This is a genomic window from Marivirga salinae (assembly GCF_030503855.1).
Taxonomy (GTDB): Bacteria; Bacteroidota; Bacteroidia; order Cytophagales; family Cyclobacteriaceae; genus Marivirga; species Marivirga salinarum.
Window position 1 is genome coordinate 3,888,428 of sequence record NZ_CP129971.1, and the last position, 23,337, is coordinate 3,911,764.

Annotated in this window: 17 protein-coding genes; 11 read left to right on the plus strand and 6 right to left on the minus strand. The window is 37.4% G+C overall.

Going from position 1 to position 23,337, the window contains the following annotated elements; all coding sequences use genetic code 11:
- Positions 1 to 75 precede the first annotated feature (75 nt).
- The 4 genes from QYS49_RS16235 to QYS49_RS16250 form a co-directional block, all read right to left on the minus strand.
- The gene (locus QYS49_RS16235) at positions 76 to 783 is read right to left on the minus strand and encodes a hypothetical protein (RefSeq protein ID WP_308348804.1); all 708 of its coding nucleotides are present in this window, start codon (positions 781 to 783) and stop codon (positions 76 to 78) included.
- Positions 776 to 1,264, minus strand: a complete 489-nt coding sequence (locus QYS49_RS16240) for a hypothetical protein (protein WP_308348805.1) — start codon at positions 1,262 to 1,264, stop codon at positions 776 to 778. The genes QYS49_RS16235 and QYS49_RS16240 overlap by 8 nt, the downstream gene beginning before the upstream one ends.
- A gap of 257 nt (positions 1,265 to 1,521) precedes the next feature.
- Positions 1,522 to 1,824, minus strand: a complete 303-nt coding sequence (locus tag QYS49_RS16245) for a GNAT family N-acetyltransferase (RefSeq protein ID WP_308348806.1) — start codon at positions 1,822 to 1,824, stop codon at positions 1,522 to 1,524.
- Positions 1,811 to 2,068: a GNAT family N-acetyltransferase gene (locus QYS49_RS16250; protein ID WP_308348808.1), complete on the minus strand. Its 258-nt coding sequence runs from the start codon at positions 2,066 to 2,068 to the stop codon at positions 1,811 to 1,813. The genes QYS49_RS16245 and QYS49_RS16250 overlap by 14 nt, the downstream gene beginning before the upstream one ends.
- Before the next feature lie 231 nt (positions 2,069 to 2,299).
- Between QYS49_RS16250 and QYS49_RS16255 the strand changes: the two genes are divergently transcribed.
- A complete protein-coding gene (locus tag QYS49_RS16255; protein WP_308348809.1) occupies positions 2,300 to 3,295 on the plus strand; it encodes a TonB family protein in 996 nt (331 codons plus the stop codon).
- A gap of 269 nt (positions 3,296 to 3,564) precedes the next feature.
- Here the strand turns inward: QYS49_RS16255 and QYS49_RS16260 are convergent, their stop codons facing one another.
- Both QYS49_RS16260 and QYS49_RS16265 read right to left on the minus strand, forming a co-directional pair.
- Positions 3,565 to 4,443: a CorA family divalent cation transporter gene (locus QYS49_RS16260; RefSeq protein ID WP_308348810.1), complete on the minus strand. Its 879-nt coding sequence runs from the start codon at positions 4,441 to 4,443 to the stop codon at positions 3,565 to 3,567.
- Between the two features lie 137 nt (positions 4,444 to 4,580).
- The gene (locus QYS49_RS16265; protein ID WP_308348811.1) at positions 4,581 to 5,120 is read right to left on the minus strand and encodes a hypothetical protein; all 540 of its coding nucleotides are present in this window, start codon (positions 5,118 to 5,120) and stop codon (positions 4,581 to 4,583) included.
- Positions 5,121 to 5,482: 362 nt separating this feature from the next.
- Between QYS49_RS16265 and QYS49_RS16270 the strand changes: the two genes are divergently transcribed.
- The 10 genes from QYS49_RS16270 (at position 5,483) to QYS49_RS16315 (ending at position 23,088) form a co-directional block, all read left to right on the plus strand.
- A complete protein-coding gene (locus QYS49_RS16270; protein ID WP_308348813.1) occupies positions 5,483 to 6,313 on the plus strand; it encodes an ABC transporter ATP-binding protein in 831 nt (276 codons plus the stop codon).
- Positions 6,303 to 7,097, plus strand: coding sequence for a hypothetical protein (locus QYS49_RS16275; protein ID WP_308348814.1), 795 nt, complete (start codon positions 6,303 to 6,305; stop codon positions 7,095 to 7,097). The genes QYS49_RS16270 and QYS49_RS16275 overlap by 11 nt, the downstream gene beginning before the upstream one ends.
- 1 nt (position 7,098) lies before the next feature.
- Entirely contained in the window at positions 7,099 to 7,458 is a 360-nt protein-coding gene (locus QYS49_RS16280) for a GntR family transcriptional regulator (protein ID WP_308348816.1), read from the plus strand.
- Between the two features lie 2 nt (positions 7,459 to 7,460).
- Complete coding sequence (locus QYS49_RS16285) at positions 7,461 to 8,159, plus strand: hypothetical protein (RefSeq protein WP_308348817.1); 699 nt, start codon at positions 7,461 to 7,463, stop codon at positions 8,157 to 8,159.
- A gap of 109 nt (positions 8,160 to 8,268) precedes the next feature.
- On the plus strand, positions 8,269 to 9,159 hold the full coding sequence (locus QYS49_RS16290; RefSeq protein WP_308348819.1) for an ABC transporter ATP-binding protein: 891 nt from the start codon (positions 8,269 to 8,271) through the stop codon (positions 9,157 to 9,159).
- On the plus strand, positions 9,156 to 12,488 hold the full coding sequence (locus QYS49_RS16295) for a golvesin C-terminal-like domain-containing protein (RefSeq protein WP_308348821.1): 3,333 nt from the start codon (positions 9,156 to 9,158) through the stop codon (positions 12,486 to 12,488). Before QYS49_RS16290 ends, QYS49_RS16295 begins: the two co-directional genes overlap by 4 nt.
- A 4-nt stretch (positions 12,489 to 12,492) precedes the next feature.
- The gene (locus QYS49_RS16300) at positions 12,493 to 13,995 is read left to right on the plus strand and encodes a TolC family protein (protein ID WP_308348822.1); all 1,503 of its coding nucleotides are present in this window, start codon (positions 12,493 to 12,495) and stop codon (positions 13,993 to 13,995) included.
- A 109-nt stretch (positions 13,996 to 14,104) separates the two neighbouring features.
- Entirely contained in the window at positions 14,105 to 15,163 is a 1,059-nt protein-coding gene (locus tag QYS49_RS16305; protein ID WP_308348824.1) for an efflux RND transporter periplasmic adaptor subunit, read from the plus strand.
- 52 nt (positions 15,164 to 15,215) lie between these two features.
- The gene (locus QYS49_RS16310) at positions 15,216 to 18,386 is read left to right on the plus strand and encodes an efflux RND transporter permease subunit (protein WP_308348825.1); all 3,171 of its coding nucleotides are present in this window, start codon (positions 15,216 to 15,218) and stop codon (positions 18,384 to 18,386) included.
- Positions 18,379 to 23,088, plus strand: a complete 4,710-nt coding sequence (locus tag QYS49_RS16315) for an efflux RND transporter permease subunit (protein WP_308348826.1) — start codon at positions 18,379 to 18,381, stop codon at positions 23,086 to 23,088. The genes QYS49_RS16310 and QYS49_RS16315 overlap by 8 nt, the downstream gene beginning before the upstream one ends.
- Positions 23,089 to 23,337 lie beyond the last annotated feature (249 nt).

Sequence of the window (23,337 nt, forward strand, 5' to 3'; positions counted from 1 at the left end):
CTAAGAACCCAAAACTTGCGGAAACCACATCCCGCCCTATGTTTTATACCCATTGTTAGCGCCTGTTTTTTTAATTCAATAGTCATTTAGGAAGTCGTCAACTTGAAATAGGGTCAACACAGGCATTTCAAAAACCCTGTCTTCCTTCTCGCGCCAAGGCCAAACTCTGCATCTTGGGTCTCTCGGCACTGTTACAAGTGAAATCGTTTTCATTTCAATATCTTCTGCAATTCCACGGCAAATAATACCATTGTACCATCGGCCTTTAATATGTGAGCATGCTCTAATGTCTTTATTGCAAATTGAGCATAGCTCTTTCTTAATTAAAATTTCAGGACTAGCATATAGTCCATTCCCAAAATTCTGTCTGTATTGATCCAAGAGATCTTCAAGGTTCGAGTAAATTAATTCAACAATTTTAGACTGGATTCTACCCCTTACTGAATCCAACCTATCCTTGGAGTCCCATAATTTTAACCAAACATTTTCAAGATTTAAATTGTCTTGATCCCATTTATTTTTAAGGGTGATCTTTCCCAATTGAGAGTAGTCTTCAAATGCTTTAAATATTATCGCTAAAACGAGAAAGTTGTTGTAGTCATTCTCAGATTCAGCGTGCCAATTTCGTTTGTTTAAAACCTCTTTGTAAGGCAATATAATAGCTTGACATAAAGCAACAGCTTCTTCTAATTTTCTTTGTTGAATTAAATCATACCACTGCTGAATATAGTTTTCAGCCTGTGAGAGATAGTCCTTTTTGTCTATTTCAATTCTCTCAATCATTATTCTTTAAGTTGTCGAGCACTTTGATTAGTGTCTCAGAGTCTCCTTTATAGCTCAGCTTATTAACGTTTCCATTTTTGTGCATTTTCAATTCCAAATGCACTTTTCCTTCTGGTTCTGAAATGGTCTTTTTCTTGGATTTCCTGGAAATTTTGCTTTGAATAAAAGTGGTTAAGACATTAAGAATAATGGGAAGAGCAACATTATCTAAAATGAAAATTTGTCCTAGCCAAATATCTGAACCCCTACGTTCTAGAGCTGGAACATCAAGTCCTAAATCATATGAGTTAGCACATTTAAGTCCTTCTTCCTTGAAAATTTTACTCATGTTCAAAGAGTCGGAAGCTTCAATTAAATTCTCTTTATCAGATACACTATTAAAATTTTCGGGTAGTACTAAAACTTGAAAGTCTTTTATATCGTCTGCTGATATTCCATGTTGAAGCTCAGTTGTAAGATTTAAGTTTGAATCGTTACTCATAGGTTTCTTTTTTAATTGGCGCTAACAATTCTATAAAGCAACAAAAGTTACTTTATTCACTAATTCACCGCGAAAAAACAATAAAAGTCATTTTATCCGCAATACACCATTTACCTAACCCCAGAAAATTATTTGAATTTGACTTGTAGGTTTTGGTAGTTGATGTACCGTAAATGTATGGGATTTAATTTAAAATACATCCTAAAAAAGTAGGTGTTGGTCGAAATGTATGATAATACCCTGAATTAACTATACTATTACAATTTCTTATTTGGCTGCTCCATCTCATACAAATCAAAACCCTTCGCCCAATAGTCTTTCTCTACTTTTAAGAGCTTAAAGCCCATTTTTTCATAGAATTTGTAAGTATGTTGGGAGGTTCTAACTACTATCGTTTCAATATCAGGCCTTGTATGGATATGCTGAATTCTGTGTTGGGTCAGCTTTCTTCCTATTCCTTTTCCGTGTTCGCTTGGCTTAATAATATCCCATGAAATGAGCATAAATTTTAGAATCCTCAACATACCAACCGAGGATGAATAAAATTTATCGAATTCCATGTGACCATTGAAAATAAACATATACACATGAAATGACAGCGGTTTTGGCTTGTGGTTCGTAATTAATGCCGCCTGCTCCTACTATCTCGCCTTGCTCCTCCACTACAAAGTAATCTTCGGTTTCATTCTCAAGGTAATGGACTAATCCTGCTCTTTCCGTTGTATCAAAATATTGGGGTGTGTTCCCATCAAACAATTGAAGAACGGCTGCTTTGTCGGAGGCTATGTAGGGTCTTATTTTCAAGTTTTATGGTTACTGAATATGATAATGATATGCTAAAAATATAAACCCCCTTCTTGAAAACCGAATTTCGTTAAGTTTTTAACCGATACTTCATTATGAAAATTAAAAAAGAAAAAGAATTTTCCAGTATACAGTATTTGAAAAATTTACATGAATTGATTTCTAACTATTTTTTTGATAGTTTTGGCAGAACTATATAGACAAGTAAAATGATCGCAATCCTCTGTTAAAATGAAGCTAAAATCAATTATCCTTTTAAGCATTTCTATATATCTCCTGATTTTTATGAATCAGTTGCAGGCTCAAAATGACCTTTTTACAGGGCGCTTGATTGATTCTGAAACAAGAAAGCCAATTGCAAATGCAAAAATTAATTTGGTAGGTGAGGAAGATAGTACTTATTCAAATATTTTAGGGTATTTTCAAATTAGCGGAGCTGGTAAATCGATTAAAGTTAGTCATATAGGTTATAAAACCGCAACAACTGAATTAAAGGAAAATACACCTAAATTCTTAATGCAACTGCCTCCAAAAAAATATATATTAAAAGCTCTGCATTTGGAAGAACTAGTTGAAGTTTCTCAAGAGTCCCTTTCCTATACTGAGGAGAAAACTGAAAACAGCTATGAAAATAAACCCCAACCTGACCAAATAGCAACTTTTCCAGGGGGATTAAAGGCATTTCATATTTATATTAATAATAGCTTATATAAAAACAGAGACACACTGGTCGTGCCTTTTGATTTCAAAGTACTATTTACAATTAATGAATCAGGGGAATTAAAGGTAGATAGTATTTTAGGTGAAATTCAAAAATCTAATGTAATACGATCAATTTTTGAAAACTCTCCGAAATGGAATCCTGCGTTACAAAGTGGATTAGGTGTCCATACATCTTTCGAACAAGAATTATCACTTCATACAGTTGAACAAGCCGAACCTATCGATGGAATACAAGCTTTTTATAACTATATAATGGAAAAACAAGCCACAAGGTATCCAGTTGAAGCTCAAAGAATGGGTGTAGAAGGGGTTGTTTACGTACAGATGGATATTGAAAAAGACGGTTCAGTTACGAATGTTTTTGCTGCTAAAGGCATTGGTGCTGGATGCGATGAAGTAGCTGTTGAACTAGTGAAAAATGGTCCAAAATGGAAAGCGGCTACACAAGACGGTGAAGCTGTTCGCTCCCAAAGAGTAATCCCACTTCGTTTCGTATTGAATTAGTAACTAATAAAAATTAGGTCTCAAAAGCTAACCCAATTTGGGTTTTGTCAATTACTAATTGAAAACTTCAGTTCCAAAACTACATATATGTCCAGATTATCCAAAATATTGGACATAAGACTTAAACATGTCCAGAAACTGAACAACATTCGTCACTATGTCCAGTTTTTATCAAATATTGAACATAGTTCTATTCCAAAGAACGGTAACTTGATTGATTTCTAGTCTTCTTTTAAAATTATCTTTAATCCTCACCTCTTCATCCTGTTTCAAATAATCTTCCTTTTCCTAAACCATATAAAAATACCGACCGCAATCAATAGCATTAACAGAAGTGTTAGGAAGTAACCGTAATCCGTACGGAGCTCCGGCATATTTTGGAAATTCATCCCGTATAAACCAGCAATAAAAGTCAAGGGCAGAAAAAATGCAGAAAATATCGTCAGTAATTTCATAACATTATTGCTTTTTTGTGCCTGAACGGTCATGTATGAATTAAGCAAGGCACTGGCATCTTCTACAACCTCTTCTGTCCGTAACGTCAAATCTAATATGGTATCTTTAACATCCTGTAAATGACTGTTTAGCGAACTTTCAACCTTAAATTGATTGAACACAGATTGCATTATTACTAGTAGCTTTTTGGATAACCTTGCTTTGGACTTTTCATAATAGAGCTTTTCTATAGAAAGATTATCTCCGCCCTTAAGAAAAATACTTTGCTCCAGAGCGTCCATTCGTTCAAACTGTGATTTAATAGGGTTTTCAAATGTGTGGAGTAAGTCATTGATAATATATAGGACCAATTCATCGGAAGAATCGAAACTTTCAGGCAAATTGTTCAAAAAAGAAAAAGAGGCCCGGTGTACAGTGATTACGGCTTGCTTAGTCACAAAAAAGGCAATCTTATTACTAATTTGGCCTACTTCTATGGCTTTTTCATCTTCCGCAGCCGTATAGGCTCGAAGAATCATAAATACATATTCTGAGGTTCTCTCCATTTTTGGTAAATGCCCCGATTCAAGAGAATCTTCAAGGAATCTATTATCTAATGGAAAAGGGAATTCATAGTCTGTTAGGCTTTCTACTGATGGATTTTCTATATCTATCAATTGGAACTGACCATAGTCTTTTATTCTTTTATTCATATTTCAAAAAATTCATTTATTCTCTGATTAAGCCTTTTTTCTTTTCTAGCAGGCTGCGCTAAGTTTTTCAACTATTATTCATTGCCACTGGCAGAATGAGCTAAGAAATGCTGTAAAATCGAAACGTTATTATTCGTTCAATGGATTAAAGTAGCAATTTCTTTTATATGGATTCCTTCGAAAAACTTCCTTATAGTTTTATCCACCTTCCTTGCTTTTTTTCCAAGCAATTTATCCATTTCTTTAGTGGTTAAAACAAAAGAGGTGAAAATAATTGGCTCCTTAGATTTAAAATTCAATTGAGAATAAGATAAATGAGCAGTGGTTATTCTATAAAAACTGCTCTCAGATAATATTAGTGATTCAAGTTCATTAAGGTAGAATTCTTCGGTTACACCATTTTTATAAATAATTAATCTTTCATTATCACCATCATAAATTATTTTTCTGCCCATTTCAATTTTTAAAAATTGAATTAAAAGCCAAAGTCCAAAAATCTCAAACCCAAATAGAATGAAAGCTAAAAAAGCTATAGAATAGCCTAAGAAATCGTAATGATATCTTTTTTCTAAGGTTAAAGCATCATAACCTAACCATAGCCAAAATATCGCCACAACGATGACGATCAGAAATAAAAGTACCCATCCAAAATAATCAGGAGTTAGTTTTCTTGTCATTTTACAACGGAAATCAATTATCAAAACTAAATATATGTCCAGATTATCCAAAATACTGAACATAGTGATCTCTCAAAACACCAATTCTTGAGTAATTTCTAGCTCTTCATCCCACATCCATCACCCTACTTCTAATTCCTATCTCTTATCTATTACCGGTCTGACCTTCGGTACTGACCTAAGTGGCATCTTGCATCCATCACCCCTCACCCATCATCCATCATCCAACTTCTAACTCCCATCTTCAAACTCCCAACTTCTAACTCCCAACTTCTAACTTTTTCCCCCATTCTCTTGCATTTATAAAATCAATCTTTTACTATTGCACTGTATTAGTTAAGTAGTACACTAAATCAGTAATAATGATTGCAATAAAAAATCTAACTTTTAATTACGCCAAAAAGCAACAGCCACTCTTTAATGAACTGGATTGCGAACTGCAAGCAGGCAGCATAGTGGGTCTTTTGGGAAAAAACGGAGCAGGTAAAACTACCTTGCTTAAGCTCATGATTGGCTTATTATTTCCTGACAAAGGCGATATCTCTATTTTGGGGCACGAACCTTCCAAACGACAGCCTTCCCTTTTGCAGGATGTCTTTTTTGTTTCGGAGGAATTTCATCTCCCTTCTATTTCCGTTAAAAACTACGTCAAAGCGAATGCGGGTTTTTATCCTCGCTTTGATAGCGAGCTACTCCACAGATTGATTAAGGATTTTGAACTACCGGAAACCAAAAGTTTGCAAAAGCTTTCTTATGGTCAGAAGAAAAAGTTCTTAATTTCTTTCGCATTGGCTACCAAATGCCGCCTACTGGTGCTCGATGAACCTACAAACGGATTGGATATTCCATCAAAATCCATCTTCCGAAAAGTATTGGCAGGCTCTTTGGATGAAGATCAGTTGGTCATCATTTCTACCCATCAGGTGAAAGATGTAGAAAATTTGATCGATAAAGTATTGATGCTGGATAATGGCAAGTTCATCATGCAAAAAGACTTGTATGAGATCTCCTCTCAGCTCAACTTTTCTACGGTTTCCTCTGCAGAAGGCGAGCATGTATTATACAGTGAAATGGTGCCGGGCGGCTTCCGCATCATTACTCCACAGGAAAATGGAAATTCCAATGTTGATATAGAACTATTGTTTAACGCCATAGCAAATGGCAATGAAAAACTAAAAAAATATGTCCAGTAATATATTCAATCTAAAAAGGTTTATAATGTTGGCTAAACAGCATTACATCCAAAACAAAAAGCTGTTGTTATATGCATCAATAGCTTATATAGGGGTCATTTTTCTGCTGCTTACTATTGTGCAAATGGGCAATGACCGCCAACCGCATGACCTTGAAATATTCAGAGGATTTATTTTGGGTTTTGTAGCCGTATTTGGCATTCTCTATACCGGCTATTCTTTCCCTGCCTTCAGAAGCAAGGAAAGCACCATTAATTATTTGATGCTGCCCAGCTCGGTTCTGGAAAAGTTTTTATTTGAATTGTTTACTAGGTTGAGCATCGTAGTGATTCTGCTTCCGCTCTTATTCTGGGCTACTTTTCACTTTCAAGGCTACTTCTTCAGTTTATTTACTCCTGAAAAATTTGAAAGCATCGGTTTTGGACAGGTCACTGATTTCGAATTGCCGCAGGATATTCAAGCGTATCAGTCCTGGTTTATGACGATGATTATGGCCTTGGTAATGTTAGGCTTTGTTTTGCCATTTACGGGCGGGGCCATGTTCAGCAAGCAGCCATTGGTTAAAACACTATTTGCAGTAGCCTTAATTGTGATTTTTTATGCTGCAGTTACTTTTATTTTATTGGAGACTATGGGATTCGGGAAATACCAGCCAAATGAGAGTTTGTGGCTGATGCCCCATAGTGAAAAAGGAGCAATGCAATTTTTCGGCACTTTAGCCATCATCGGTAATCTGGTGCTGCTATTTGTAGCCTACAGAAAATTAAAAGAAAGGGAGGTATAAAATGGAATTTCAAAACGGCAAAAGCATATTTCTGCAGATAGCGGACAGCATTACCGACAAGGTAGTGAGTGGCGAATTTCCCGCAGGCAAGAAAATACCCTCAGTGCGGGAGTTAGCGGCTGAAATGGGGGTGAATCCGAATACTATTATGAGAACTTACAGTGAACTACAAGCTATGGATATTATTGAAAACCAAAGAGGCATTGGCTATTTCGTCAATGAAAATGCCCCTAAAATTATTTTGGAGGGCAAAAGAGAAGAATTCTTTAATCAGGTTTTACCTGAATTTCTGAAACAAGCACAGCTATTGGGCATTAGCGCCACGGAATTGAAAAAACATATTGAAAAAATTAATTCATAGATATGCAACTAAGTAATAAAATATTAATCGGCCTTTTCAGTTTCTTGTTCCTTTATATGATAGTTGCATTTACTGAAATGCGATTTAAAGGAGATTTAAACCGCTTAGATGACAGCAACAGTATTTCAGAAACTGTGGATATTACTTCAATGCAGTACCTTAAACTTGTGGATATTGGCCATCGAATTACAATTTACGGCTCCGATAAACCGAGAATAGAAGTAAAAAGTATTTCGGGAGAAGTACTTCAATATTTGAAATATAATCAGGAGGGTGATACACTAAGTATAAAATCCATGGATTTGGAGAAAAAACAAGCCTTAGATATAGTGATTTATGTGCCAAAATCGAGTTTTAAAGGTTTAAGAGTTGATAAAGCTTTCCTGTATATTCATGATTTACAACAGGAAACCTTAGATATTCATCAAAATGACGGATGGATTAGGATGACTGAAAGCAATGAAATAGCTACGCTTAACCTAAATATCAAGAATTCTGCTCATTTCAATTTACAAGATGTAGAAGTTGACACACTAAATGCTATAATGGACGAAGCAGAAGTAGTGACAAATGAGCCTATCAAAATTGTGAAAGGATCTATGACCAATGACTCCTATTTACACTTAATAGGCACAAGTGAAATTCAAATCAAAAAAGATGAAAGTAGCCGGTTGTCATGCGGTAGACTAATTGTGAATTAAATGAACAAATGATTAAGAGCTGCAACAAAAATGCACTTGCAGCTTCTTACTTGTATCCACTAAGAACGAAATACCGGCAAAAAGCTAAAGCTATCAACTTTAAAGCCCTATGAATATACAAATTACAGGACTCACCAAGACTTATCCTAATGGTCATACCGCTATAAAAGATGTGAATCTTGAAATCGGGAGCGGCATGTTTGGTTTGTTAGGCCCTAATGGCGCGGGTAAATCCAGCTTTATGCGCGTATTGGTAACGGCACAGCAGGCCACATCGGGCACAATCCTAATGGATGGATTGGATATCAATGAGCACAGACAAAAGATCCGCACTCTTATAGGATATCTCCCTCAAGACTTCACCTTTTTCTCAAAGCTTAAGACCTGGGAGTTCCTGGATTATGCTGCTCAATTATCCACCTCGCTCAAAAAGAAAGAGCGAATCATCAAAGTAGATCAATTACTGGACCAGGTTGGCCTATTGGATGTACGCGAAAGATTGGCCAACAAACTTTCGGGTGGGATGAAACGCAGGCTGGGAATTGCCCAGGCACTAATTGGAGAACCAAAATTATTAGTGATAGATGAACCCACCACAGGACTTGATCCTGAAGAGCGGATCCGTTTCCGTAATATCCTGTCTGACATGAGTCAAAAAGATGTTACCATTATTCTTTCCACCCATATTGTGGGCGATATCAGTAGCACCTGCCACAATATGGCCATGCTCAATAAGGGTGCAGTAGCTTTTAAAGGATCTCCTGAAGGCATGATAGAGCAGGTTCGCGGTCATGTATGGCAAGTAAGCCTTGATGATGAAGAATTCAATAAAATTAAAACAGAATATTCCGTGGTTTCTACTATTCCTGTTGAAGGCAAATGGGAAGTGCAATTGATTTCGGAAAATTCACCGCACCCTAAGGCAACGCATGCAAACCCCAATCTGGAGCATGCCTATGTGTATTTTATGGAAAATGAACTAGGAATCTCACTGGTATGATTTCAATCAAAAACATATTGACCATCTCCCGATTTGAGACAAAAGTGCTTTGGAGAAATTGGTTTTTCAGAATATTAGCCATAGCCGGCATAGGTTTTTTGACTATTTTTAATATTGCGGTCTTTTCTGAGGCGGATGTTCCAAGATGGGCGTTCCTTTCCAATAGCTGGATGATGCCTTACGCCAGTTTGGTGCTAATTAGCATTCCACAAGCAGCTGCTGTGGTATTTTTGGCAACAGGACTTATTAAAAAAGATAAAAAGGTCGATACCAATGAGGTGTTTTTTGTTCGCCCTATCTCCAACTTAGATTATGTTTTAGGTAAAGCATTAGCACTTTTTAAGCTTTTCTTCTTATTGAATCTGGTTTTTGTATTGATTTCCCTGATCTTCAATATTACCAGTCCCTACACCACATTCGAGCCTTTGGCTTATATCATTTACCCTTTGCTTACCAGTATGCCCACCATTATGTTTACTACTGGGCTATCTTTTTTATTGGTAACCATTCTAAAAAATCAGCCCATAAGCATAGTATTGCTATTAGGACTTGCCGGGGTTCAGTTGATCTATTATTTCGATCAGTTTTCCAATATTTTGGATTTTGTAGCATTCCGATTGCCCATGTTCACTTCTGATATTGCCGGTTTTCAAGACATGGAATTTGCGCTATTGCAAAGGTCATTTTATTTCATCTTAGGCATAGCTTTTTTATTTATAACTGCCTTTCTTCTGGATCGTCTTTCAAGCCACAAAACCACCAAAATTCTAACAGGAGCAATTGGACTTGTAGTATTGGCATTTTCCGCTGTGGTGATGTTGAAATTATGGGATATGCGTCAAAATCCTATAGAATTAAGAGAGCAAATGGTCAGCCTCAACGAAAAATGGGCAGAGATTCCCAATATCACTATTGTTTCTAATTCCATCGAAATTGAGCTAATAGAAAATGAAATCAAGGGACAATCAGCAATGTTGGTAAAAAACAACACCCCTGAAACCCTCAATCAAATATATTTCAGTTTAAATCCGGCTTTAAAATTAGATGAGGTACTAGTCAATGGCCAAGCTGTTTTAGCTGAGAAAAATCTGCACATTGTATCCATACCAAAGGGATTTAGTCTGGCACCTGCTCAGGAATTGAAAGTAGTATTAAATTATAGTGGTAGCATTCAGCAATCAGCAGCTCACTTAGAAGTAGATGAAGAAAGGTATGAATCGGCTTTAGATTTCTTTATGTTCTCCCTTCAAAAGAAATATGCCTTTTTACAAGCTGACTATGTTTTGCTTACCAAAGACGTCATGTGGTATCCTGACACAGAAATTGGATATAGTCCGAAAAATCATAGCACAGAAAAATTATCCTTTATTGACTTTCAATTGAAAGTGAAAACAAATGATGGACAAGTGGCCATTTCTCAAGGGCAGCCAATCGTAAAAGGCAATATTTATGAATTCCGCCCGGAATATCCACTTCCTCAAATATCGCTGGTAATAGGCGATTATGTGAAAAAAGAAATAGTGGTAGATTCTATTCAATATGCGGTATATCATTACCGAGAGCATGATTTTCTTGAGAATCACCTAGATCAACTTCCGGATACCTTGAGCTCACTCATTACGGATCTCTCTAACGAATATGAGGATGCACAAAAAATCTCCTATCCTTTCAAAAGACTACAGTTTGTAGAGACCCCTTTGCAGTTTACAGCCTACACAAAAGTGTATGAAACACATCAAGCCTATTTACAACCGGAAACCGTCTTTTGGCCTGAAAAAGGTGGTGATATCCGACAATTTGATCTCAGAATGCAATTACGGGATATGAATAATCAGGCCAAAGCACAAAATCAGACCTTAACAGATAAACAGAAGCAGGCTAATGTATTCAAAGACTTAGTTAAAAGAGTATTTACCAAGCAGATTGGAGCAACCTATACTTTTGACGGATTTAACCTAGATGATGCTAACTACTCCATTTTCCCCAATTACTACACCTACAATACTGGTTTTGTTAGCAAAGAATGGCCATTATTGAATCGTAGCATAGCCAACTATCTAATCAATGAGAAACAAGCTCAAAGAGATTTCTCCAGGAATAGAAATGGAATATCCTTTACAGAAGAATGCAACGATCTGATGAGAGAATCCTCGCTAGAAGAGATTGTATCAGAGGCAGAATTCAATAAAATACAGAAGTCTATTGCATTGAAAAGCGAATATCTCTTCTCTTACCTTGGACTATTAGTGGGCGAAAGCAATTTCAAAAGTTTTCTGTATGCATGGGTCAATGAGCATAACCATCAGCTTACACATTACGAAAATCTTAGAACAGCACTTATGAGTGAATTCAATTTGGATATAAATCCGATTATTCAAAAAGTCTATTCTGAAACTTCACAGCCTGCTTTTGAAATACTGGAACTTCAAAAATATGAAGTTTTGGATGGTGACAGAAAGCGTTATCAAATACTGACCAAAATAAGAAACAGTGGTGATAATGATGGGGTCATTGAAATCAGATTCGATAATATAGACAACAGTGATGAGGATTTCTATAGAAGTAAAGTCAATGAGGAAATAGAATCTGAAATTGCAGGGCAACATTCTTTAATTAAGAAGGGTGAAACCAAAGAGCTAGGATTCGTTTTGGACGAAAAACCCAACAATATTACTTTCAACACCTTAATATCCAGAAACATACCTTCAGAAATCACCATGCCAATCGGTACTTTAAGCAAGCGAGATGGCGCAATATTATTTGAGGGCGAACGCTTGGCTCCTAGCAGCAAAGATTTGGAATATCCTGAAATAATTGTGGACAATGAAGGTGAGAATTTTAGCAGCTTCAGTCCAATAAAGCCTACTTATTTAAAAGCTTATCTCGATAGTCGGAAGACAACAGAACAAAAATATTACGGTGCATGGGATCGCCCCTATTCTAAATGGTTGCCGACCACTGGTTCGGAGTATTATGGAACCGACATACGTTCGGCACACTTCACTCGCTCTGGAGGTGGAGAAAAAATAGCTAACTGGACTCCTGAAATAAAGGAAGCAGGATTCTATGATATCTACACTTATATGAAAGGAAAAAATCAAAATGAATATCGTGGAAATGACAGCAATGGAAAGCAGTATTTCTATCACTATATCATCAAGCATGCAGATGGAGAGGACAATATCAATTACAATATTTCAAATGCGGAACCGGGCTGGAATTTTCTCGGATCCTATTATTTCAATGAAAATGGAGGGAGTGTTTCATTAACGGATGAATGTGACCTTCGGACAGTTTATGCAGATGCGATAAAATGGGTTAAGCAATAAAACTATGAACAGTACTAAAGAAAATTCAGAAAGCAAATCAAGGAGACTCAGCAAATTAATGCTGATGCTCATCATTGTGGGATGTAGCCTTATTTCTCAAAATTTAATGGGGCAACAAACGCTTACACTTCAAGAGGCAATTAAAATTGCTCAGCAGAAGAGTCCAAACATCAAAAAATCTAAATTAAACCTTTATGGGAACCAGAGAAGTCTGGACGCTCAGCGTGCTTCCTTAAAATCAAGATTTTCATTGGATGTCACGCCCTTCGATTATAATCGAAATCGTAATTTTAATGACTTGTTTTCTCAATGGAATACCAATGAAGATTATAATTCCTTTGCCAATTTTTCGGTAACACAACCTATAGTAGCAACTGATGGTAGTGTCTCCCTGATCAACCAATTCGGATATAGAGACAACTATTCTGAATTTCAAGATGTAAGAACAAAAACCTTCAGCAATAACCTATACTTACAGCTAGAGCAACCGATTTTCACCTACAACAGAACTAAACTTCAATTGAAGGAATTGGAGCTCAACCTTGAAAATGCACAGATCAGTAATAGCATCCAACTGCTTAGTTTGGAACAGGATGTAACGCGGTCATTTTATAATTTCTATCAGCGACAAAATAATTTGGAGATTGCTTCTGATGAATATGAGAATCAAAAAGTAAGCTATGAAATTACATTGAATAAAGTAGAAGCAGACCTCCTAGCTAAAGAGGAATTGTATCAAGCTGAATTGAACCTTGCCTCCTCTAAATCTACGCTGGAAAATAACGAAGTATTGCTCAACAATGCTGCGGATGATTTCAAACTTCTGTTAGGTATTGATTTAGATGAAGACATTGAAGTGTTAGTAGATATAGATTTTATAACTCGCAAAGTGGATCTAGCAAAAGCAATTGAACACGGACTAGAGCACAGGATGGAATTGAGACAGCGTGGAATGGCAATCGAAAGATCTCAATTTGAATTAACCCGAACCAAGGCATTGAATGAGTTTAAAGGGTCTGTCGCCTTATCATTAGGTGTATTTGGTGATAACGAACAAGCTCCTGAAGTTTATGAACAGCCCAATTTAAACCCTCGAGTAGCCATCACTTTCAATATTCCGATTTGGGATTGGGGCGAAAACAGAGCCAGAATGGATGCCGCTAATGCCAATCTGGAAATCAATAAGGTGGACCTACAGGTGGAAGAAAATAATATCATTATCGGCATTAGAAAAATTTATAGAAATCTGCAGAATCTGGAAAACCAAATCTCCATAGCCGAGCAAAATGTAAAAAATGCCAAGCTTACTTATGACATTAATCTGGAGCGATACAGAAATGGTGATCTGACCAGTATCGACCTCAATAGGTTTCAAAGCCAGCTATCAGAGAAAAAAGGGGCATTGGCTGATGCCTTGATCAATTATAAAATGGAATTATTAAATCTTAAGGTGCAATCACTTTACGATTTCGAGAAAAACCAACCAGTAATGATTAACAGATATTAGAGCAGTTATAGGTCATAGGTTTTAAGTTATTCTACATAACGAATAGACACTCTACCTACCACCTAATACTTACTACTTAAAACTTACAACACTACTTAAAAAAAACATTATGAAAAAGCTATTAAAAGGATTCACTCCCCTACTGTTAATGACTGTTTTGTGGTCATGCAATAATCAGGAGAACAATATCCAAACAGAAATAAAGATTCCCGTATCGGTGGAAACCATCAAACCAAAAAGTATTTCTAGCTTTATTGAAACTACCGGCACAGTGTATTCTTCAAAAGAAGGAGAAATGAAGTCTGAAATGAGTGGTCTTTACCAGCTTCAAAGGAATCCAGCAACAGGAAGACCTTTCGCCCTTGGAGATGTTGTGAAAAGTGGCCAAGTTTTGATCAGAATTGAAAATGAAGAGTTTGTTAATGGTCTGCAAGTAGATGGAAAAAAGCTCAATCTGGAATTGGCCCAAAATAACCTTGAAAAACAAAAATCCCTTTATGACAAAGGAGGGGTTACCCAAACCGAACTAAAAAATGCCTCAATTCAATATGTAAATGCGAAGTACTCTTACGAAAATGCGGAAATTCAATTAGCTAAAATGGCGGTAAGAGTTCCATTTGATGGTGTAATTGTAGAATTACCTTATCATACAAATGGTGTGAAAATTGATCAAGGTAGCTCGCTTTTTAAGGTGATGGAATACAACAAACTATTGATGGATGTAAAGCTACCAGAAAAGCATATGAGTGAAGTGACTTTAGATCAACTCGTGCAAATCACCAATTATACTATGGGCAATGACACCATCAGCGGAAAGATTAGTCAAATATCTCCCATCATTGATCCGGAAACCAGAACGTTTCAAAGCGTTTTGCAAATTAATAATGACAAGCATTCCCTTCGCCCGGGTATGTTTATTAAAGCGGCCATACTTTCAGAAAAGCGTGATAGCACCATAGTAATCCCAAAAGAAACCGTGATTTCACGACAAGATGCAAAAGTGGTCTTTATAGTGGAAAATGGTATAGCCACAGAGAAGCAAATCTCCACCGGATTAGAGACCATGGATGACATAGAGGTATTAAGTGGCCTTAAAGTCAATGATAGATTAGTCATCAGTGGCTTTGAGACCTTGAGAAATAAATCAAAGGTAAGTGTATTACAATAAGCACTGATGAGAAATCAGTTTGTAATGTTTTCAAAATTTAACCCCAAGTGATTTGAAAAAGATAGTTTCATTGGCCGTTTCCTACCCTATTTCCATCCTGATGTTGGTACTGGCCGTCATTTTATTAGGTACCATTTCATTTGGTAAATTACCAATTGAATTATTTCCCGATTTAAAGAATCCCACCTTATTTGTGGAGCTAAAAGCGGGAATAAAGCCTCCTTCAGAAATAGAAAAGCAATTTATAGAATCCATTGAGTCTGTTGCTATCAGGCAAAATGGTGCAGTAGAAGTAAGTTCCATTAGCCAAACAGGTTATGGTCGAGTTACAGTGCAATACGACTGGGGCAAAGACATGGATGAAGCCTTTCTCGACCTACAGAAATCACTCTCCAGCTTTTCTTTAGATGAGGAAATTGAAGAATTTGTTATCTCTCAATTTGATCCTAATGCCACTCCTATTATGATTTTGGGAATCTATAATCCCAATTCTAATGATACTGAGGCCCTCAGGAAAGTGGCAGAAAATAACTTCAGAAATGAGATTATCCGACTACCCGGCATTGCAGAAGTTCGCCTTTCCGGAGAACAGGAAAAAGAAGTGGTGTTAGAAACAGATCCTAACCTACTCGCTTCATACGGTCTGACGGTCAATGATTTAGTAGCCAAAATTGAAAACTACAATCGCAATGTATCCGGTGGTTTCATTGAAGAATTAGGACGGAAATATGTGATTAAAGGCCTTGGCATTATTAAAGACACTGAAGATTTGGAGGAGTTGGTAGTAGGATATACCAATCGTCAAAGCACGAGCAACAATCCTAGTTCAACTAATGTAGGTGCTGAAATGGCACAATCAGCTTCAAATCCTCAGACCTCAACCTCAGGTCAGGTTCCTGTTTTGTTGCGTGAAGTAGCCACTTTAAAAATCATGGATAAGGAAGCCAATAGCATTGTTAGGGTAAACCAACAAAGAAGTCTGGGGCTTTCCATCTTTAAAGAAACAAAATACAATACTGTTAATGCAGTAAATGAATTAACTGAAGTACTCGATGGACTGAAAAAATCTGTTCCGGGCTATGAGTTTGTCATCATTCAGAATCAAGGCAGGTTTATTCAAGGCGCCATTGATGAAGTAAAAGAATCCGGACTTTATGGAGCTCTTTTCGCAGTGATCATCTTATTTGTTTTCTTAAGAAGAATAGGATCTACCCTCATCATCAGCATTGCCATTCCGGTTTCTATTATCGCTACTTTCAACCTTATGTACTTCAATGGTTTGACGCTCAATGTCATGACGCTTGGAGGTCTGGCTTTAGGAGCCGGGATGTTGGTAGATAATGCTATAGTGGTGGTAGAAGCCATTTTCAGAAGACGAGAAGAGGGAATGACTGTAATTGAGGCAGCAGTGAAAGGAACCAGTGATGTAAGTGGAGCCATTACCGCCTCCACACTGACTACCATCGTGGTGTTTTTGCCTATTGTTTATTTGCAAGGTCCGTCAGGAGAATTATTTAAAGACCAGGCCTGGACTGTTGCTTTCTCCTTGATTTCTTCTTTGGCCGTTGCCATTCTCGTTATCCCAATGCTCTTTTCACAAATTTTCCGCAAGGATAATACAAAGCAAATGGAAAAGCCGCTGAAGTATAAAGCCTACCGAAATTTCTTAAATAAGGTATTGCATTATAGAATTGCTTTCATTGTCTTATCCTTTTTGTTGGTATTAGGCTCTTATCAATTAATCGGAATTATTGGCAGCGAATATATGCCACAAGCCGGTACCAAAGCGATTGCAGTTGACCTAAAATTAGCCAATGGAACTCCACTTTCAAGAACCTCTTCAACTGTGGACCAAATTGAAGGGCAATTATCAATTTTGTTTGAAGAGCAGCTAGAGCATGTGTATTCTCATATAGGGCCTGAAAAAAGTCAGTCGGGCATTGATAATGAAAATGTATATGATGAGAATAAAGCCAGTTTAAAATTAATTTTCAAAGAGGATGTGGAATTAGATATTAATGATATTACTTCTTCCCTATCCACTTATTTTGACGGCATTCCCGGTCTTACGGCTAGTTTCAGCAATGATGAAAGCGCCCTCAATGCAATCCTTGGTGAAGAACAAATGCCTTTGGTAGTAGAAGTAAGCGGTGCTGAATTCGAATCACTTAGTGCGCTTTCCGATTCGGTGATGTTGGTGATGAGCAACAGTGAAAATATTTATGAACCTGTTTCCAATCTGGAAGAAGGTGTGCCACAGATCAAAGTGGATGTAGATAAATATAGAGCTGGATTATTGAGCTTATCCATTGAGGATGTCATCATCCAAATCAAAGATCAATTGGAAGGCAAGAAGGCCGGAAGCTTAGAGCGAGGCGGAGAAATGCAGGATATTGTGGTCAAAGTTCCCAAAATCTCCCTTAGTGGATTGGAGAACATGCGGATTAAAAGCAGCGAAAGAGAATTTCCGCTAAGTGAAATTGCCAATATAAGTGTGCAGTATGCCGCCAATTCTATTTACAGGAAAAATCAAAGTCGAATGGTAACCTTAGGCGCCAGAGTTAATCAGGATAAACCTTTTGATCAAATCGTAAAATCTATTGACGATTCTTTTTCCGCGATATCTGTGCCTCCTCAATACAAAATAAGTGTGGCTGGTCAGGAAATAAAAAGACAAGAATCGATGAATAACTTGCTATTTTCGCTGCTTTTATCGGTTTTGCTGGTGTATATGGTATTGGCTTCTCAGTTTGAGTCTCTTTTACATCCGTTTACCATATTACTCACCATTCCATTGGCTTGCGTTGGGGCGCTTGTTTCCTTTTGGATACTGGGGATGACTTTAAATATGATGGCTTTTATTGGCATCATCATGCTTGCCGGGATAGCGGTTAATAATTCTATTATTCTGGTAGATAGCATTAATCGCAACAAAAGGAGTGGTATGGATTTAAGAGACTCCATACTGGATGCTGCGCAAAGGAGATTCAGACCTATCATCATGACAAGTCTTACCACTATCCTTGCCCTCTTGCCTTTAACCTTTGGTTTTGGAGAAAGTGCAGCTTTGCGTGCTCCAATGGCTGTAGCGGTAATCGGTGGATTGGTTTCTTCTACTTTACTAACGCTCATTGTGATTCCATGCTTCTATGAAAGTATAGAAAATCTAATCAGCAGGATTAAAGGAACATCTAGCACCAGAAAAGAAGCTTCACATGAGTAAAAACGGACTTTTACATACGATCATAAAAAGGAAAGTACTGGTTTCCATGCTCTTCATCGGCTTTACCGTGATGGGCTATATTTCCTATAACAAATTGCCGGTTGAGCTCTTTCCCAATGTGGAACTGCCCGTATTGATTGTGCAAGTGGGCGCTACTTCAGAAGTGGATCCAAAATACATGGAAAGAGAAGCTATTATTCCGCTTGAAAGTGCCATTAGCACCATGGAAGGAATAGAAGAAATCACTGCTAATGCTGATAGTCACCAAGGCATGATCTTTATCTCTTTCCGGCAAGGAGTGAATATAAAATATGCTTACCTAAAGCTGGAACAAAAGGTAAGTGCTATCAAATCAGAGCTTGGTTCAGAGTTTATGGTCAATATTGTAAAAATTGATACTGAACAGTTCACCAATGCTTTTATGGATTTGCAGGTATTGGGTAGTGGCGGAGTCGACCGTGTCAGAAATGTTACAGACCAATATATTACAGATCGCCTTAATGATATTGATGGTATAGGAGGAGTGGAAGTATTTGGTGGTCGTCAAAAAACGATAGAAATCATCATGAATGATGAAATTTGTGAGGCTAATGGCATTACTCCTAACACTATTAGTAATATACTTTCACAAAATTCAAATAAAAGTGCATTTGCTGGTCAGATAGAACGAAACGGACAACAAATTTTTGTAAATGTAACAGCCGAACTAAAGGATATCAAAAACATTCAAAATCTGGTAGTTTCTGAAAAAGGCCCTCTCCTACTAAGCGATGTAGCGGAAGTATTCTTTGGGGTGAAAGAACAGACTTCCCTAAGCCGTATCAATGGAAAAGATGCAGTTTCTATTCGGTTATCTAAAGGCACACAAGCTAATCTTATTGCCTTGTCAGATGCTACACTTGAAACTATTGATGCCATCAATAAAGATCTTGAATCTATGGATGTAGAGATTGTGGTGCAAAATAATCAGGCCGAGATGATGACCAAAAACATTGACCAAATCAAAAATTTGGCCGTTACGGGTGGTCTCCTCGCTATATTTGTTTTGTGGGTATTTCTCAGAAGATTAAAATTTATACTGAGCATTGCCTTAGCCATTCCTATTTCAGTCTATACTGCCTTCAATTTCTTTTATGCCGCTGGTATTTCAGTTAACAGTTTAACACTGATCGGTATGGCACTTGCAATTGGAATGCTGTTGGACAATAGTGTGGTAGTATTAGAGAACATCTACCGCCATGTCGTCAACAAAAAGAAGAAAGAAAATGCTGTGGTGGACGGTACCAAAGAAGTGATGCGATCAGTCATTGCCGCCACTTTAACTACCGTGACGGTATTCCTTCCTTTTATTTTTTCTTCCAATTTCTTGATAACGAAAATCGGAACACATATCGGAATTTCTATTATTTCCACTTTACTGGTTTCTTTGGTTGTGGCACTGGTTTTAATCCCAATGTTGGCTCACGCTGCCATTAATAAAGAAGATGAGGAAAAAGCACCTTTGATAAAAAATGCTTCAATCCGCCAGCGTCTGATTCAGAAGTATATGGTGATCTTAAAATCATGTTTCAGAAAACCTTTACTCACTGTCATCGGAGGATTAGTATTATTCTTTGTTACCATTGGTCTAAGTTTTTTGGTCAGCATGTCTGGACCATCGGAAGTGAATGATGCTCAAATGAATTTATTTGTCACCATGCCGGAAGGCGCCACACTGCCCACTACAGATATTAAAACCAGAAAATTGGAGGAAAAGGTGATGGAAATTCCTGTGGTAGATAAATTAATCAGTCAGGTTTCGGAAGGTGAAGCAGTGCTTACCGTCATGCTGGTAGAGGGATTTAAAGATTTAGATACCATCTCAGTTGCAGATGTTCAAAATAAATTAAAAAGCATTAGCGACAGCTTTGAGGATATGGATATTTCATTGGATGAACCCCCTCGCGCGCGAGGCGGGCAAAGTGGTGTGGGAAGCTCATCTTCTTCCGATTTTCAGCGCATGTTGGGAATTGGCTCTCCTTCAGAAAGAATCATCGTTAAAGGGCAGGATTTTGAGCTGATGAAAGTAATTGCCAATGATATCAATAATTATGTTAGTGGCTTACAATCGATCAAAAGAAGTAATGTAAACATTAGCCCGGAAAGACCAGAAGCACACATTTTGTTTAATCAAAAGCGAATGAGTGACCATAATATCACCCTGCAAAATGTGGCTATTGGATTAAATGATTTTCAACCGTCTTTTGCTTCAGGATCTAATTTCGTGAGCGGAGGGGAAGAATTCGAGATTACCATTCACACACAAAACCAGGTTCAGAAAGCAAAGGAAATGAAAGATCTTCGAGAGATGCCAATTAGCAGCACCTCTGGAGTGGCACATTCTCTTGCTGATATTGGTTCTGTAATTTACTCCTCAGGGGAAAGTACTATTACCCGTTTAAACCAGGAAAAACGTATTGAAATCACCTATAGCTTTATCGATGAAGTACTAAAATCTGAATCGCTCCTTACTTCTTCACGATTGGAGGTTGATCAGATTGTACGAAGTGTAAATATTCCAAAAGGCATGGTGGTAGACGTAATCCATGATGAAGGAATGTATGATGAGTTATACTTCTTTATTTTTGCCGCGATCATGATCATTTTCATGATTCTGGCTGCTGTATTCGAATCTTTATACCTGCCGTTAGTGATTATGTTTTCAATTCCATTGGCAGGCATAGGTGCTTTCCTTGGTCTTACATTTACTGGTAATTCCCTATTAAATGCCAATACTTTAATTGGGCTTATGATATTATTGGGAGTGGTAGTGAATAATGGCATTATACTGATTGATTATTCCAGAATTTTGAGAAGACGAGGATATAATAAATATCGTGCGCTGATGATGAGTGGAATTTCACGTATCAGACCTATTCTAATTACTTCTATCACGACCTTTGTGGCTATGTTGCCTTTGGCTATGGGAGATGCCGAATATGTGACCAGCATAGGTCAGCCTTTTGCAGTAACCGTAATGGGCGGACTGGCTTTTGCCACTATCCTGACCCTGATCTATATTCCAACCATGAGTGCCGGACTGGAAAGTGTATTGCACTGGTTTAGAAATCTTAAAACTACCAATAAGTTAGTGCAAATCCTGCTTTTGATTGGATTTGCTCTTCTAATCTATTTCCAAATTGAAGGTGCTATATGGCAAATAATTTGGTTTTTGGCAGTCATGATTTTAATTCCGGGAGGCACTTATTTTATCATGACTTCATTACGACAAGCCAATGCAAAAATGGTGGCCCCAGATGAGGCTATGCATATTGAAATCCAAAGTCTGACCAAAATTTACGGAAGAGATAAGCGATGGATAAGAGAATGGAAAGGTAATAAGCGATTATTTAAAAAACGTAATGAAGAACCCGTTACCTTAAAAGCTATTTTGCAAAATGCCATATGGCAAGGGGCTTTGATTGCTTTTCTGGTGTATTTTATCTATTTCTTCCTGGATAAAGCTTTTTGGCAACTTCTGTTTATGATTTCGCTTCATGCACTGTTATTATCCATTTTTAAGGAAGTAACACAGTTAGTACAAAAAGGCAGGAAATTATTACGATTTATTTACTTTCTATTGTATTGGGGCTTCCCTTTCATTAGTGCAGCTTATCTCTATAGCGATATCCAGACAAAAGGAGTGGGTGTATTCCTAATCATTATATGGTTCACAGGCTTATTTTTGGTGCAAGTAGCTAGAAGGTTGTCGGAAAAAGCGGTGATTCTTGATCAGATAAAAGGGCGTTTTGCTAAAATCAGAAGACTGTATTACAAATTAGTCTTGGCTATTCCTTTCGTAAAACCTAAGAAGTCACAATTTAAAGCCCTTAAAGGAGTGAGTCTAACGATTGAGCAGGGAATGTTCGGACTTTTGGGGCCTAATGGTGCGGGTAAAACTACGCTAATGCGTATCCTATGCGGAATTATGGATCAGAGTTATGGCAAAATCTGGATCAATGGACATGACACAACTCTAAGAAGGGAAGAACTACAGGGATTGATTGGCTACTTACCGCAAGCCTTTGGTACATACGAAAATATGACGCCTTATGAGTTCCTGGACTATCAGGCCATCTTGCGAAAAATCAGTCAGAAGGATGTGCGAGAAGAAAGAGTACAATACGTATTGAAAGCTGTGCATATGGATGAGCATCAGCATAAGAAAATTGGCTCTTTCTCCGGAGGAATGAAACAGCGAATTGGCATTGCTCAAATCCTGCTTCACCTGCCTAAAATACTGGTAGTAGATGAACCTACTGCCGGTCTTGATCCATTGGAAAGAATTCGATTCAGAAACCTTTTGGTAGAATTGAGTCGGGAACGAATTGTGGTTTTCTCTACGCATATTATAGAAGATATTGCCAGTAGCTGTAATAATTTGGCAGTACTTATTTCAGGAAATATTGAATATATCGGCAGCCCAACTACCATGGCAGAGTTAGCTCATGATAAAGTATGGGAATTTCATCTTTCTCCTGAAGAATTTGAGAGTGAAAAAGAAAACTATCTGATTGTTCACCATATGCGAGAGGGAGATAAGATAAGAGTCAAATGTTTATCAGGCGAGCAACCGAGAGAAGATGCCGTTCAAGTTCGAGCTCAGCTGGAGGATGCTTATTTATGGTTGATGAAGAGTAAAAATAATAAGGAAAATGAATAAGTGTGTTAAGAATTAAATGGTATAAAGTCTATTGGAGGTAATATAGAGGACACCCCACCCCCCCCCCCTCAAGGGGGGAGTTGCCTTGATTTAGCTTTCTGCCCAGAAATTTAACACCACTTTTACCAAATCTTAGATTTATAAAGTGTGAAAATAGGGATAAAATTAATTGTGTTCTGATGACTTAAATCTGTGAGACTGTCCCCTTGAGGGGACTACAGGGGTGTTGCTTGAGGGAATCATAGTGGT

Coding starts and splice junctions, on each gene's coding strand:
- QYS49_RS16235 (WP_308348804.1), bottom strand. CDS start 783: ATGATTGAGAGAATTGAAATAGACAAAAAGGACTATCTCTCACAGGCT.
- QYS49_RS16240 (WP_308348805.1), bottom strand. CDS start 1,264: ATGAGTAACGATTCAAACTTAAATCTTACAACTGAGCTTCAACATGGA.
- QYS49_RS16245 (WP_308348806.1), bottom strand. CDS start 1,824: ATGGAATTCGATAAATTTTATTCATCCTCGGTTGGTATGTTGAGGATT.
- QYS49_RS16255 (WP_308348809.1), top strand. CDS start 2,300: ATGAAGCTAAAATCAATTATCCTTTTAAGCATTTCTATATATCTCCTG.
- QYS49_RS16260 (WP_308348810.1), bottom strand. CDS start 4,443: ATGAATAAAAGAATAAAAGACTATGGTCAGTTCCAATTGATAGATATA.
- QYS49_RS16265 (WP_308348811.1), bottom strand. CDS start 5,120: ATGACAAGAAAACTAACTCCTGATTATTTTGGATGGGTACTTTTATTT.
- QYS49_RS16270 (WP_308348813.1), top strand. CDS start 5,483: ATGATTGCAATAAAAAATCTAACTTTTAATTACGCCAAAAAGCAACAG.
- QYS49_RS16275 (WP_308348814.1), top strand. CDS start 6,303: ATGTCCAGTAATATATTCAATCTAAAAAGGTTTATAATGTTGGCTAAA.
- QYS49_RS16280 (WP_308348816.1), top strand. CDS start 7,099: ATGGAATTTCAAAACGGCAAAAGCATATTTCTGCAGATAGCGGACAGC.
- QYS49_RS16285 (WP_308348817.1), top strand. CDS start 7,461: ATGCAACTAAGTAATAAAATATTAATCGGCCTTTTCAGTTTCTTGTTC.
- QYS49_RS16290 (WP_308348819.1), top strand. CDS start 8,269: ATGAATATACAAATTACAGGACTCACCAAGACTTATCCTAATGGTCAT.
- QYS49_RS16295 (WP_308348821.1), top strand. CDS start 9,156: ATGATTTCAATCAAAAACATATTGACCATCTCCCGATTTGAGACAAAA.
- QYS49_RS16300 (WP_308348822.1), top strand. CDS start 12,493: ATGAACAGTACTAAAGAAAATTCAGAAAGCAAATCAAGGAGACTCAGC.
- QYS49_RS16305 (WP_308348824.1), top strand. CDS start 14,105: ATGAAAAAGCTATTAAAAGGATTCACTCCCCTACTGTTAATGACTGTT.
- QYS49_RS16315 (WP_308348826.1), top strand. CDS start 18,379: ATGAGTAAAAACGGACTTTTACATACGATCATAAAAAGGAAAGTACTG.